The following is a 13286-nucleotide window of genomic DNA, read 5'->3' on the forward strand; positions in this document are numbered from 1 at the left end:
CGATCACGTCACTCCTGCGATACATTCAATGCCATAGTTGATATATCAGGAGGCCATTGATGAGCCGCACCGTGATCGATCTCGACGACGAACTGCTGGCCAGCGTGGCTCAGGCGCTGGGGACCAGCACCAAGAAGGAGACGGTCAACACCGCTCTGCGTGAGGTGCTCGACAACCGGCGACGGGCTCTCGCTCTCACTCGGCTGCGGGCCGCGGCGGGCGAGGGCGCGTTCGATCTGAATGTTTTCGAGGAGAAAAGGGACTATCGGCGGTGAGCGCGGCACAGTTCCTGATCGACACCAGTGCGCTCGCCCGATTCTTCCGCGACGACGCCGAACAGTACGGATGGGATCAGGCCGCCGCAGCAGGGCTCATCGCGACCTGCCCTGTCACCGAGCTGGAGTTCTTCTACAGCGCCCGATCCGCTGCGGACCGTGCGCGCGGCATCGAGGACATGCGCCTGCTGTTCGGCTGGGTGCCCGTCGACGACCGCGCGTACGACCGCGCCTGGCGGGTTCAGGAGCTGCTGACCCAACGCGGTCAGCACCGCAGCGCGGGAGCTGTCGACCTCGTCGTCGCCGCCACAGCGGAACTCCAGGGGCTGACCCTCCTGCACCGCGACCACGACTTCGAATGTATCGCCGCGATCACCGGCCAAGCCATGCAGTGGTACGGCCCGGTGTCCGGAAAGTGAATCCACTCCGATCGGCGCGGGTCCATCCTCGCGAGCGCGGGGAGCAGCTGGCCGTGATCATTTGCACTGGGTTCGCCGAGGGTTCATCCCCGCGAGCGCGGGGAGCAGGAGGTCGTTGGCGTAGTCCTCGGGTGAGGGCTGGGTTCATCCCCGCGAGCGCGGGGAGCAGCGGCCTCCCGCCGTCGCAGGAAGTCCTGACGGGGGTTCATCCCCGCGAGCGCGGGGAGCAGAGTCGCCAGCAGTCGGCGCCCCGTGAAGAAGCGGGTTCATCCCCGCGAGCGCGGGGAGCAGGCTTTTTGCGCTGCGGTTTCATCAATGAGCAGTGCTTGTTTCGGCAAGGATGAGAGAAAGGAACATAAGGAGCACATGGGGCGAGTCAATCCGAGGCCGCCCAGCAAACAGGCTACGGGGATCCATCCCGGCTTACTACGGAGGGAGTTCGGATCCACTGGCGGCCCCTGTCCCGCCCGGTCCACGAGCGTGGGTGTTTCTGGCGGGCAGGACGAGAACGAACAACGCCCGGGGCCGGCCGGGGAGTACGTGACGTCCCCGAGTCGGCCGAGCCGTGGCGGCCACCTGTGACCGCGCCGGTTGAGCGGCCGGCCCGTCCTCGGCGAGGCTACTGCGTCCGGTTCCCGAAGCGGCGCCGCTTGGACGCCTTGCTCCAGCCCTTCGAAGGCTGGGGTGATGTCGGAGTCGGGTTGTCGGCGGGGCGGTCGGACGGGCGGAGGATGAGGGTGAGGCCCTCGTGGTCGACGGGGTGCCATGTGTGGTCGTGCGTGCGGAAGGTGTAGCCCTGCTCGGAGTCGGTGGAGTAGGCGAGGAGGGCGCGGCCGTTGCCCGCGTACTGGCGGACCTCGTCCCACAGGGCGTCGCGGATGCGGGCGGACGGGTTGCCGAGGAAGACGCCCGGTGAGATTTCCAGGAGCCAGCGGGTGAGGAAGCCGCGCAGGCCGGCGGGGCAGTGGGTGAGGACGATGACCGTCACCAGATGACGCCTTCGTGGACGGGGGCGTCCTGGGTGAGGGGGTCCGGACCAGCCGTGTCGTGGCCGTGGTTGCGGCCGGCGGCCACCTCGGCGCCCCGGTCGGACTGGAGCGAGACCCGGTCACCGTCGTCGGACAGGCCGAGGCCGTCCGGCGCGAGCAGCGCCTGGATGTCGTGCACGCAACGGTCAAGCAGGTTCGTGGTGTTGATGCGGTCACGCAAGGCCCGCCGGGTACGGGGACCGATGTCCTCCGGGCCCTCCGCGGCAACGTCGAAAGCGAGGGGAATGCCGATATCCGTCTTGTAGAGGTCGGCCACATCGAGGACGAAGGACAGTTCATGGCCGGAGTGCACGAAGCCGAGTCCAGGACTGCATCCCAGAGCGGCGACCACGGTGTGCGCGATCCCGTACATGCACTGCGCGGCAGCGGTGACGGCTTGGTTCGGAGCGTCGCCGCTGCCGAAGTCACCCGGGGTGAAGCGGCGTCCTCGCCAGGGGACTCCGGTGCGGGCCGCCTCCTGTGCGTAACAGCGCTTGACCCGGTCGCCCTCGCGACCCAGCAGTTGACGGCGCGTACATTCGGCGGGGTCCTCGTCGGGGAAGCGCAGACGATACATGGCGCGGGCGACGCCGAGGCGGGTGCGCTGGTTGGCCCAGGCGACCGCTTGGGCTTCGACGAGGGCGGACGAGCGGCTCAGCGCCCGGCCGCCGGCGTAGAACCGTACGCCGTGCTCGCCGACCCACACCACCGCCGCGCCGCTCTCGCCGAGGACCGCCACGGCCTGGTGGGTGATCCGCGTGCCGGGGCCGAGGAGCAGGGTGCCGATGGTCGCGGACGGGATGTGGCGGACGCCGTCCGCGTCCTCGGCGGTGATGGCGTTGGCGTCGCGGTGCACGAGGCAGCGTTCGAGGTAGAGGTACGACAACCGGTCGCCGACTCGGGTGAGTTGGCGCGGGCTGGTGGCCGGACGTCTGCCGACGGTGCTCACCGGTTACTCCGCCGGCGCCAGGGTCATCAGTCCGCAGCCGTACGCCTTGGCCTTGCCCAGGCCGAAGGTGAGGGTGCGGCGCAGGGCGTCGGGGTCGGTCACGCGAAGGCGACCGTCGTAGGTGACGCGGGTCAGCTTCACCTGGTGCGCGCGGTCGTCGGTTTCGCCGCGCTTGCCGAAGGAGAGGTCGCCGCGGTTGTGGACGGCGACCTCGTGCCAGGCACCGGGGAGTCCGTCCGGACGGGGCTCGTCGTGTTCCACGATCGCGAAGCCGGCATCTTTCTGCCGCTGGAGCAACCAGTCGAGTTGGTGGCGCGGTGTGACGTGCGCGGTGCGCTTGGTCGGCTCGGCGGCGTGCCGCCTGATGCTGTGGACGGGGTTGGCCGTGAGCCGGAAGGTCCAGGTGTCGTCGGCGGTGAGGCGGGTGAGGAAGGACGCGTACGGCTTGGTCTGCCAGCCGCCCGTGGTCGGCCAGCCCGCCTGCTCCACAAGGTGGGTGAGGTCGGGCCGCCCGGGGCTGACGATGTAGAGCAGCACCTCGCTGCGTGACTGCTGATCGAGACGCCACAGCACGCGGGGACCGTCGCCCTGGTGGTCGGGCCGCTCCGCGAAGGACGCCATCACCGCGGCGTGCAGGCTCTGAGGGGACGTGAGCAGTCGGCGGGCGCCCATGCGCGCGGTGTTGATGCGGAATCGGGTCAGGAACATCGTCAGTCTTCCAGTAGTCCCATCGGATCGTGCTGTGTCGGTACGAAGGCCCGGCGGGGGGCGCTGAGCGGGTTGGCGACGGTGACGGCGCGCGAGTGAACGGAGCGCAGGCCGTACCGGCGGTGCCGCGGGTCGAAGCTGAGCGGCTGGTCCCGTACGGCGTCGCCGGGGCCGTCGCCTGCGGACAGGTCGGCGATGACCTCCAACTCGACGCGGCGCTCGCGGGCGCGGCTGCGCTGCACCCAGGTGGACGCCTGCCACGGCTCGGCCTCCAGCGCCTTCCACAGACCGGACGGGTGGGCCCGGAGGTCGACGGGGCGCGACGGGGGGCAGGATCGGCGGCCGAGGAACGGCAGGTACACCGGAGACCTGACCGCGGCGTGCAGAATCCCGATGAGGTCGCGGTCACCCTCGACGGCGGCGACGAACACCGCGTCGGAGAGGTAGAACCGCTCGGAGACCGGCATGGACTTGCCCGTGTCGGCGTGGTGCGCGGTCTGGAAGTCGCGCACGCGTGTGCCGGGCTGGTCGAGACGGACGGCGAAGCGGAGTGCCGCCAGGTCCGACAGGTCGGCGCTGCGGTCGCGGCCCTGAGCCGCCGCGAGCAGACCCAGGACTCCGCTCTTGGTGGGCGCACGTTCCGTCGCACGCCGGGCGAAGCGGGACGCCGCGCCCCAGGACTGCAACGGGCCGGCCAGGCGCAGCGTCAGGACGCCGGTGGGTTCGCTCATGCGCGAGTGCCCTCGGCCTTCTCCCGGACCGGTCGGCCGGCCGACCGGGCCGCGACGGCGTCGGTCACCTCGTCGAGCAGGCCGCCGATGGTGACCGCGGTGCCGAGGGCGGCCAGCGGCTCGGTGGCGGCGCCCACCCGGAGCACCCAGGTGGGATCCCCGGTGACCTCGTACGCCTTCTCGACGTCGGAGACGTGAGCGAGCAACTGGGCGCAGGCACCTCGCAGATGACCGCCCGAACCCCGCGCCGCGAGGACGGGCTCCTCGAAGGCGGACACGAAGCTGATGGGCCGTGCCGACCGGAGGGTGACGATCACGGCTTCGGGCAGCGTGTGGTTGCCGAACGTGTTGACCTTGCCGGTCGGCATGGACGCCACGAAGCCGTGCAGGAAGGCCCGCACCGCCCTGCGCACCGGCTCGTCCAGCGGCTGATCGGAGCGCGCGCCGGCACCGAGGTTGTCGCGCAGGCGGTCGACGTCGAGCGCGGCGTAGCGGTAGAGGGTGGCCGAGTTGAAGTCGACGGTGCCGATCATGCCGGCCCCGGACTCCTCGTCCTTCTCGTTCTGGTCGTCGACGGCCGTGTAGTAGTCCGACTCGTTCTCGACCTGGTGGACGCTGAGGGCGTGCGCGACCTGGGCGGCGGCGTCCACATTGATGCCGGCGGAGTCGGCGACCATCCGGCCGAACAGCGCGATGTCCACCGAGTGGCGGGTGTCGGCGATCCCGCGCGCCCTGTCCTTGTTCTCCTTGACCTTCAGATACGCGGTGATGTCGTCGGCGCCGTCGACCGCGATCTCGGCCAGCCCGTCGAGCTGCCGCGCGCTGAGGAACATCAAGTACGAGGACTCCGGCGGCGGTTCCGGCTCGCCCTTCTTCTTCGCGCTCTCCGCCTTGCGCCGCGGCACCTCGATCTTCGAACCCGTCGCGGCACGCAGCGTCTCCGCGGCGAGGCGGAGGGCGTTGTCGCCGTTCAGCTCCTCGCGCAGCGCGGTGATGCGTTCGGCGAGGAGTTCGGCGACCCGGCGGGTGCGCACGCCCAGGTCGGCCGGGTCGAGCAGGTCCTTGAACGCCCGGCGGGTGGCGCGCTTCCACGCCTGGCTGGAGACGCGGGCACGACGTACGCCTCCGTACACGGCGGTCTTCGGGGTGCCGGTGTCGTCGCGGTTGAGGTTGCTCGGCGGCACGGTCTGCAGCACGTGCACGTCGATGATGGTGCGGCTCACGGGGTGTCGTCCTCCGGGGTGGTGGTGTCGGGTTCGTCCGCCGTGCCGCCTCCGGTGTCGTTCCGGTCGCCGCCGGCCGGCACCGGACGGACGGCGAGGTAGGACCTGCCCCAGGAGCGGCGTACGCGGGCAGGCCCGCCGGCCTGCTGCCAGGTGTGGAGCTGGTCGGCGAGCAGGCCGTAGTCGAGCGGGACGGATTCGCGTCGCATGAGCAGGACCAGGTCACGCAGTCGTCCGCCGAGTTCGGCGGGCGTTGCGGCGGTGCCGGCGCGCACGAAGCGCTTACGGGTGGGTTCGTCGATCTCGGTTCCCGGGTGCAGCCGTCGTACGGCGGCGCCGAGTTCGGGGCCGGGCCTGCGGTGCATACGGGCGGTGTGGTGGGACTGCTGGTGCAGCGACCACAGCGTGACGGCGGCGTAGGCGGCCTCTTCCGCCCGGCCCATCGCCTCTTCGGTGAGGTCGCCGCGTTCGTAGCGCTCGTAGAGCGGTTCGGTGCCGATCAGGCCCCACAGGTCGGGAGTCTCACCGGCCGGCCGGCCGATGCCGCGGCGCAGCCGGGCCAGTGCTCCGACCGCGTCGCTGCGGTCGTCGAGATAACCGCGCTGGAGCACGCCGATGCGCTGGTGCACGGCAGCGCCGACCGGGCCGAGGGGCTGTGGCCGGGCACTGGTACCGGACGCGGGCGGAGCGGTGGAGGTGGTGTCGGTCATACCGGCGACTCCAGAGGAACGGATCGAGCGGTCGGCAGGTCGGCGGGCTCGTCCGGGGCGACGGTCAGGAGCCGGCCGAGGCGAGTGCGGAAGCGGAGTTCGGCGGCGGTGTCGTTCAGCCAGCGCGGGCCGGTCCTGCCGTCGACGACACGTCCTTCCCAGGCGGCGAGTCCCGCGTCGTCGAGCAGACCGGCACCGAGGTCGAGGACGGTCTTGTGGAGTCGGCGCCTCCACCGGTCCCGCTGCGCGTACGGGTCGGGCGCGGCACCGAGGTCGCGAAGCCACTGGCGGTACGGCGTGTCCAGGCTGCCGAACCCGAGGTCGAGGGCGGCGTCCTTGCCGGGAGCGGGATCGGCTCCCGAGGCGAGCGCGAGGTCGGCGGCCAGGTCTCCGAGCGTGCGTACGGCGGCTTCCGCGTCGCCGAGTGCGCTCAGGGCGGCCTGCCCGTAGCGGTCGTCCGCCCGGTGGAGGAGGACGACGGACATGAGCACGCCGTCGTCGGTGATCTCGTCGATCACCGACTGCTGCGTTCCGTACTGCGCCCCCACGACCCGGGCGCGGATCAGGTGCCGTCGCGGGAGGAACCCCTCGGTGGCCAGTCGGGCGATCCACTCCACGATCCGGGGCGGCAGACGGTCGGCGCCCTCGTCCCGCTGGGTGGTCCCCGCCTCCTGTCCCGCGAGGAGACCCTTCAGACCGCGCCAGGCCGTCTGCGCGGGATCGTGTTCCTGCGGCAGGTAAACGAGCGCCTCGCCGCGCTTCTTCTCCTGCGCGGGGCTGCGGCGCCAGCGCGTCATCGGCTCGTACGGGTGCTTGTTGTGCGGTTCGAGCCGGTCGCCGTAGGCGAGCACGACACCGTGCACACCGTCGGCGTCGTGGTGGAGCAGGACGCGCCGTGACTGCCAGGTGTACAGGTCCCGCAGTCCGTAGGGGCGTTGGGCCAGGTCGGTGGCCTCGGCGGGACCGCACGCCTCGGCCCGCCACGCGGGCCTGTCGGCTTCTGCGAAGTGCTGGTGCGCGGTGTCGGCCGCCATCAGGTTGAGCAGCAGGGTCTCGTGAAGGGTGTCGCCTTCGATCAGTACGCCGCCGAGGTTCCCGGCCCAGGCGACGCCCAGCGGGTAGCCCTTGCCGGCTTTGACGCGTGGGTCGCCGACCGCACCGGACTTGATGCCCGACGAGTCGAACGCCTGGGCGTGCACGAGCCAGCGCGCCGCCTCGGCGAAGCCGAGCCGGTCGGCGCCGGGCCTTCTCATGCTGAAGAAGGGATCACCGTTGGGTACATCGGCGACGAGCCGGTTGAGGGAGAAGATCTCCTCCTTGGCGGTGTGCAGACCGGCGACCTGGAAGAACGGTTCCCGCGGGTGCAGCAGGTCGAACCGGCCGCGATGACGTTCGAGATAGCCGGCGACCGGCGCGAAGGGGGCATCGGCCTCCCACAGCTCTTCCCACTCCCCGACGTCGGCCGGCGCCGACACCTGCTGCGTCGCACCGCCCAGCGCGTCGTGCAGAATCGCCAGCAGCAGGCGCAGCAGCGCGAAGTCCTGCGTCGGCAGGTCCCCGGCCGGCCGGCGGATGCCACGGCTCTGGTCGAACACGTCGAGCAGGGACAGCTCACGCTCGGACCCGTCGGTGAACTGGACAGGCAACCAGGGGCGGTCGGTCAGGTCGAAGGACGGCTCCGCAGTGGTCATCGGGCTGCTCCTTCCTCCTTCTTGCTCGGTTCGTCACGACTCACCATCAGGCCCTCATCGGGGTCGTACGTCAGGAAAAACCCTGCCAGCCGGGTCCGGCACTCCTCATCGAGCGCGAGAACCAGCTCGCCCGCGAGCCAGTGACTCTCCTTCTCCTGCCAGGCGGGGACGTACAACTCCTCCAGTTCGGCCAGAGCCTGATCGAACTCCTCGGGAAAGGAGAAGTGGTACGGCAGCCGCAAGCCGCACGCGGCGACCGCTTTGGCGGCCCGCGCGGACGGCACGGCGCCGGTGGGCAGTTCGAGTCCGCCGCGTCCGCCGTCCAGCCAGGGCAACGTGCGCAGGGTGCCGTCCGACCGGCGCATCACCACCAGGACTTCCAGGCTCTCGCGGCTGTCACGCACTTGCGCGCGCCCGGCCGGGGAGTCGTCCGCGTCCCCCACGCCCGCATCGATCCAGCCGATGAGCGGTCTGCCCGGCCCGCGTACCCCGTCGAGCCGGAAGACCTCGGCTTTCCGCTGCTGCTTCGCGCGGTCTTCCTCGTGCCGGGCCCGCGCCGTCCCGAGAGCCTCGGCCCACGGGGACGGACAGTGCTCTTCGCTTTCCGCGTAGGCGAGTTGCACGAGGACGCTGATGTCCTCCGGGAGGCGTACCGGCTCGTCCGGCCCGTCCGTCGTGCCCAGGTGCGGGGCCAGGACGGCGAGGGAGCGCAGCAGCGGGTAGGCGCCGTAGACGTTGCGCGAGCCCCGCACCGGTTCGGGCGCCGGCGCCGACTGCCAGTCCGCACCGGTCACCAGACACCGTGGATTCCGCAGGCGGGGCGGCCGGTCGCTCTGCCGCTCGCCGCGCGGGTGCCGGTGCAGCCGGCCCATCCGCTGGAGCAGCAGGTCCACCGGGCACAGATCGGTCACCAGGAGGTCGAAGTCCACGTCCAGTGACTGTTCGGCCACCTGGCTGGCCACCACGATGTGGGCCTGCCGCGGGCGGTGCGGCGACCGGCCGTCGCTGTCCGGCGGACCGAAACGTCTCAGGAGCGCGGCGTCCTTGCGTGCTCTGTCGACGTCGAGGAAGCGCGCGTGCGCGACGGTGACGTGCTGCGGACCGAACCTCTCCCGGAGCGTGGCCGCCGTGTTCAGCACGCGATCGACCGTGTTGCGTACGACGAGCGCGCAGCCGCCGTCGGCCAGTTCCGTGGCCAGGCGGTCAACGAGTACGGCGTCGTCGTCCGCCAGTGCTTCCAGCGCGACATCGGTGCGGCGGCCGGAGGGCGCGGGCGACGCCGTCACCGGTTCCGATCCGGAGGAGACAGCGGTCAGCAGCGGATAGCCGGTGGCGTCTCTCACGGCCGTGGTGCTCGATCCGGTGTACGCCTCGGCCAACTCCGCCCGCCTGGCGGCGGGGAGCGTCGCGGAAAGGACCACCACCGGTACGCGGTAGGCACCGAGCCACGACAGCACGCGGTCGAGGTAGGTGTTCATGTGGGCGTCGTAGGCGTGCACTTCGTCGATCACGACGACCTTGCCCGCCATCGCGAGATGCCGCAGGGCCAAGTGGCGGCTCTTGAGCCCGGTCATCAGGAGCTGGTCGATCGTGCCGACGGCGAACGACGCGAGCAGCCCCTTCTTTCGACCCCTCAGCCATTGGTGGGCGACGAGATCGGCGGACGCGCTCCTGGCCCCGCCGGTCTCCTGTGCGTACTCGCCGCCGTACGCGTCCACTGCGGCGATCGTGCGGTGGCCGCTCCGCAACAGCAGCGCGTAGTCCTCTTGGAGGGCTGCCTTGGCATGGGCGAGCAGCACCGAGTGCGGCTCCCCGGCGGGCGGATCCGCGGGGAATCCGGCACCTGCTTCGTCATCCGGCACGACGCTGCCCGGGAGCCGGCCGAGCCAGTCCAGCAGGCGCGGCAACATGGCGTTGCTCGTCGCCATCGTGGGAAGCGCGACGTAGCAGCCGCCGGCTCCGGAGCGGGCCGCGAACACCTCCACGACGGCGAGCGCGGCCTCCGTCTTGCCCTCGCCCATCGGCGCCTCGATGATCAGCATGCCCGGCTCCGGCATGGCCCTGGCCATCGTCACCGCCTGCTCCTGGACGGGCCTGATCCGCGCCTCCGGCGGCAGCCCGAAGCGCGTGGCGAACAACTCGGCCGCCGTCTCGCGCGGTTCGGCGGGAGCCCATGGAGCCGGGAGCGTCAGGCCGCGCCATGCCGCCGTGATCCTCTCGGCCTCGCCGCGTGAATACTCCTCGGGGAAATACGGAAAGAGGCCGGGATTGCTCGCGATCCAGTCGGACACGATGACGATGGCGGTGAGCAGGACCTGCACCGGCTGCGGCAGCTTCACCCGCTGCCATTCGGCGAGCCTCTCCTCGGCCTGGAACGCACCGGCGCAGGCATCCAGTAACTCGCCCTGCACCCGCCGCCACACCGCCTCGGACGGACCCGGAGTCCGCAGCAGCTCAGGATGGGCATCGAGGTTGTGCAGCTGAAGATGATCCGGCGGAACTCCGTGATGACCGCCCGCGACGACCGCGAACTGCCCCGACGCCCGCCGCGTCCACCCGTGCCGCTCCTCCAGCCACTCCTCCAGAAGCACCTGCCCGGCCAGCCCGTGCGGGGCCATCCGCCGGTCGTCGCCGAACTGCTTGCGCGTACGCATCCCCAGACCGGCCGCATTCATCACACCGGCCAGCTCGTCCACCTGGCACGCGAACGCGGGTGTCGCCTTCCCGATGTCATGCGTGCCGGCCAACCACACGCACAACCGCCGCCCGTCGTCCTCTCCCCCGGGCAGCGGCCCAGCCAGCATCTCCCGCACGTTGCGCGGCAGCCAGTGATCCCAGAGCAGCCCGGCGACGGCGGCACTGTCCGCCATGTGCCGCCACAGCGGCAGCCACTTCGCCGTATCCCGATCGTGCTTCGCCCACACGGTCCGGGCCGCACCTGTCAACCGGTCCCCAAGGGGCGTCGGCCCGCTGTCATCGCCACGCACGGCGCATATTCAACAGGGAGGGGAACACGAACGGGGCACAATAGTACGAAGTGATCAAACACCCTCAGCAAGTGGCAGAATCGCTCAGATTCGAAACAAGCCGTAGACGCCGCGGTGCGCTGACCGACGGAGGAAGTCCGTCCGCTCGCGCGGGGAGCAGGCCATCGCCTCACTGGCGTTGGTGATCGCCTCGGGTCCATCCCCGCGAGCGCGGGGAGCAGGAAACGGGGCGCACGCCCCGTACCGGCAGAACGGGTCCATCCCTGCGAGCGCGGGGAGCAGTCGGGGCCGATCTTCACGTAGAAGCGGTACCGGGGTCCATCCCCGCGAGCGCGGGGAGCAGCTCACCCAGTACTGGCCGGTGTTCGAGGCGTGGGGTCCATCCCCGCGAGCGCGGGGAGCAGTCAGAAGCGGTCCGGGCTTAGGCCCCCGGGCCGGGTCCATCCCCGCGAGCGCGGGGAGCAGCACCGTTCCTCCGGAGTCGATACGTGCGGGTGGGGTCCATCCCCGCGAGCGCGGGGAGCAGAACGTGTCCGGGCTCAAGCTCAAGGTGAGGGAGGGTCCATCCCCGCGAGCGCGGGGAGCAGTCCCGCTCCAGGTCCTCGCCCTGGATCGGCCGGGGTCCATCCCCGCGAGCGCGGGGAGCAGAGCTGGGCAGTGCCGACGATGGCCGTGCCCACGGGTCCATCCCCGCGAGCGCGGGGAGCAGTTCGGCGGCCTCGTCCGACATGTCGAGCACGGGTCCATCCCCGCGAGCGCGGGGAGCAGTGGTGCAGGTGGGCTTCGGTGGCGCCGGTCTTGGGTCCATCCCCGCGAGCGCGGGGAGCAGCTCCTCGTAGGCGAGGGCCTTGGCCCGGTCGCGGGTCCATCCCTGCGAGCGCGGGGAGCAGTCGCCTGCTGCGTCTCGGCGGGCTGGCCGGTGGGGTCCATCCCCGCGAGCGCGGGGAGCAGCCCTTGACCTTAACCTTCACCTTGCGGGTTTGGGGTCCATCCCCGCGAGCGCGGGGAGCAGGGCGCCCCCTACTCCAGTTGGATTTCCAGGTGGGGTCCATCCCCGCGAGCGCGGGTAGCAGCGGCTCATCGCGTAGCGGACGCCGGCGTACACGGGTCCATCCCCGCGAGCGCGGGGAGCAGCTGGTCGGTCAGTGCTGTCCCGGAATTGGCCCGGGTCCATCCCCGCGAGCGCGGGGAGCAGCCGTTCGCGTCCAGCGTGGTCGACCTGCTCGTGGGTCCATCCCCGCGAGCGCGGGGAGCAGTCTTTTTACCCGTGAACGTTGTAGACCTTGAACGGGTCCATCCCCGCGAGCGCGGGGAACAGGCACCTGATCGAGGCGCCTCTCCGCCTCACCGGGGTCCATCCCCGCGAGCGCGGGGAGCAGGCCAGCGCGGTGCGCACCTGCGCCGCCGTCGCGGGTCCATCCCCGCGAGCGCGGGGAGCAGCACGGTGACCTCTTCTTTCTGTGATGGGTTGGGGGGTCCATCCCCGCGAGCGCGGGGAGCAGGTTGGTGTTCCCGCACCGCCGGGGCTCGTTTCGGGTCCATCCCCGCGAGCGCGGGGAGCAGCCGCAGTGCTTGGCGGGGAGCTTCCACGACCGGGGTCCATCCCCGCGAGCGCGGGGAGCAGGACATCGAGCTGGACACCGACGCGAACGGCCAGGGTCCATCCCCGCGAGCGCGGGGAGCAGTTGGAGATCGGCTCGGCCTTCAGCGCGGCCTGGGGTCCATCCCCGCGAGCGCGGGGAGCAGACGCCCGCCCAAGGGGACTCGCCCCACAGGGTGGGTCCATCCCCGCGAGCGCGGGGAGCAGCGGCTGACCAAGGTCGGCGGCACCGCGCTGCTGGGTCCATCCCCGCGAGCGCGGGGAGCAGGTCCTGGAACTCCTTCAGGAACCACGACAAGACGGTCCATCCCCGCGAGCGCGGGGAGCAGCGGGTGCCCGGCACCGCCAAGTCCGTGACCCGGGCGGTCCATCCCCGCGAGCGCGGGGAGCAGCCTCCAGCCTGCCGCATCCCTGGGGCGAGGTGGGGTCCATCCCCGCGAGCGCGGGGAGCAGTCCGCGATCGGGGACTCGGCGTAGCCGATCCGGGGTCCATCCCCGCGAGCGCGGGGAGCAGATCTTGGCGACGTGGTCGGCGGCGGCCGGCTCGGGTCCATCCCCGCGAGCGCGGGGAGCAGCCCATGAACAATCTCAGGGCCGCGAAGAAGCTGGGTCCATCCCCGCGAGCGCGGGGAGCAGAGCCGGACACGCTCCGGCCCGGCCGCCGCCGTGGGTCCATCCCCGCGAGCGCGGGGAGCAGGCACCACCCGGTCGCCCCGCGCGGTCGCCCGCAGGTCCATCCCCGCGAGCGCGGGGAGCAGCACTTCTCACCCCCACCGAATGAGGCTCGGCCAGGGTCCATCCCCGCGAGCGCGGGGAGCAGCCACTCCATCTCCACGATAGAGGCCACCAGCTCGGGTCCATCCCCGCGAGCGCGGGGAGCAGCTGCATGAGGCCCTGACCCTGCCCAGGCCGCCGGGTCCATCCCCGCGAGCGCGGGGAGCAGGCGCTGTTGCATCTGCGGTGTG

At 71.5% G+C, this 13286-nt stretch carries 10 protein-coding genes and 2 CRISPR repeat arrays; of the genes, 2 read left to right on the plus strand and 8 right to left on the minus strand.

Annotation, left to right across the window (positions count from 1 at the left end; translation table 11 throughout):
• Positions 1 to 59 precede the first annotated feature (59 nt).
• A complete protein-coding gene (locus tag SZN_RS18915; protein ID WP_007497410.1) occupies positions 60 to 275 on the plus strand; it encodes a type II toxin-antitoxin system VapB family antitoxin in 216 nt (71 codons plus the stop codon).
• On the plus strand, positions 272 to 694 hold the full coding sequence (locus SZN_RS18920; protein WP_007497412.1) for a PIN domain nuclease: 423 nt from the start codon (positions 272 to 274) through the stop codon (positions 692 to 694). The genes SZN_RS18915 and SZN_RS18920 overlap by 4 nt, the downstream gene beginning before the upstream one ends.
• A gap of 18 nt (positions 695 to 712) precedes the next feature.
• Positions 713 to 985: a CRISPR direct-repeat array (repeat unit 29 nt; unit sequence GGGTTCATCCCCGCGAGCGCGGGGAGCAG).
• Between the two features lie 328 nt (positions 986 to 1313).
• Here SZN_RS18920 and cas2e read toward each other — a convergent pair.
• The 8 genes from cas2e to SZN_RS18960 are packed head-to-tail and all read right to left on the minus strand — an operon-like array spanning position 1314 to position 10658.
• Entirely contained in the window at positions 1314 to 1682 is a 369-nt protein-coding gene (gene cas2e / locus SZN_RS18925) for a type I-E CRISPR-associated endoribonuclease Cas2e (RefSeq protein WP_007497414.1), read from the minus strand.
• Positions 1679 to 2671, minus strand: coding sequence for a type I-E CRISPR-associated endonuclease Cas1e (gene cas1e / locus SZN_RS18930; protein ID WP_007497416.1), 993 nt, complete (start codon positions 2669 to 2671; stop codon positions 1679 to 1681). The genes cas2e and cas1e overlap by 4 nt, the downstream gene beginning before the upstream one ends.
• A 3-nt stretch (positions 2672 to 2674) precedes the next feature.
• Complete coding sequence (gene cas6e / locus SZN_RS18935) at positions 2675 to 3379, minus strand: type I-E CRISPR-associated protein Cas6/Cse3/CasE (protein ID WP_007497418.1); 705 nt, start codon at positions 3377 to 3379, stop codon at positions 2675 to 2677.
• Positions 3380 to 3381: 2 nt separating this feature from the next.
• Positions 3382 to 4110: a type I-E CRISPR-associated protein Cas5/CasD gene (cas5e, locus tag SZN_RS18940; RefSeq protein ID WP_007497420.1), complete on the minus strand. Its 729-nt coding sequence runs from the start codon at positions 4108 to 4110 to the stop codon at positions 3382 to 3384.
• Positions 4107 to 5333, minus strand: coding sequence for a type I-E CRISPR-associated protein Cas7/Cse4/CasC (gene cas7e, locus SZN_RS18945; protein ID WP_007497422.1), 1227 nt, complete (start codon positions 5331 to 5333; stop codon positions 4107 to 4109). Before cas7e ends, cas5e begins: the two co-directional genes overlap by 4 nt.
• The gene (gene casB / locus SZN_RS18950) at positions 5330 to 6043 is read right to left on the minus strand and encodes a type I-E CRISPR-associated protein Cse2/CasB (RefSeq protein ID WP_007497424.1); all 714 of its coding nucleotides are present in this window, start codon (positions 6041 to 6043) and stop codon (positions 5330 to 5332) included. Before casB ends, cas7e begins: the two co-directional genes overlap by 4 nt.
• The gene (gene casA, locus SZN_RS18955; RefSeq protein ID WP_007497426.1) at positions 6040 to 7734 is read right to left on the minus strand and encodes a type I-E CRISPR-associated protein Cse1/CasA; all 1695 of its coding nucleotides are present in this window, start codon (positions 7732 to 7734) and stop codon (positions 6040 to 6042) included. The genes casB and casA overlap by 4 nt, the downstream gene beginning before the upstream one ends.
• Complete coding sequence (locus tag SZN_RS18960) at positions 7731 to 10658, minus strand: CRISPR-associated helicase/endonuclease Cas3 (RefSeq protein ID WP_043731713.1); 2928 nt, start codon at positions 10656 to 10658, stop codon at positions 7731 to 7733. The genes casA and SZN_RS18960 overlap by 4 nt, the downstream gene beginning before the upstream one ends.
• 255 nt (positions 10659 to 10913) lie before the next feature.
• Positions 10914 to 13264: a CRISPR direct-repeat array (repeat unit 29 nt; unit sequence GGGTCCATCCCCGCGAGCGCGGGGAGCAG).
• Positions 13265 to 13286: the final 22 nt, after the last annotated feature.

It is taken from the genome of Streptomyces zinciresistens K42, assembly GCF_000225525.1.
In the GTDB taxonomy this organism is placed as follows: domain Bacteria; phylum Actinomycetota; class Actinomycetes; order Streptomycetales; family Streptomycetaceae; genus Streptomyces; species Streptomyces zinciresistens.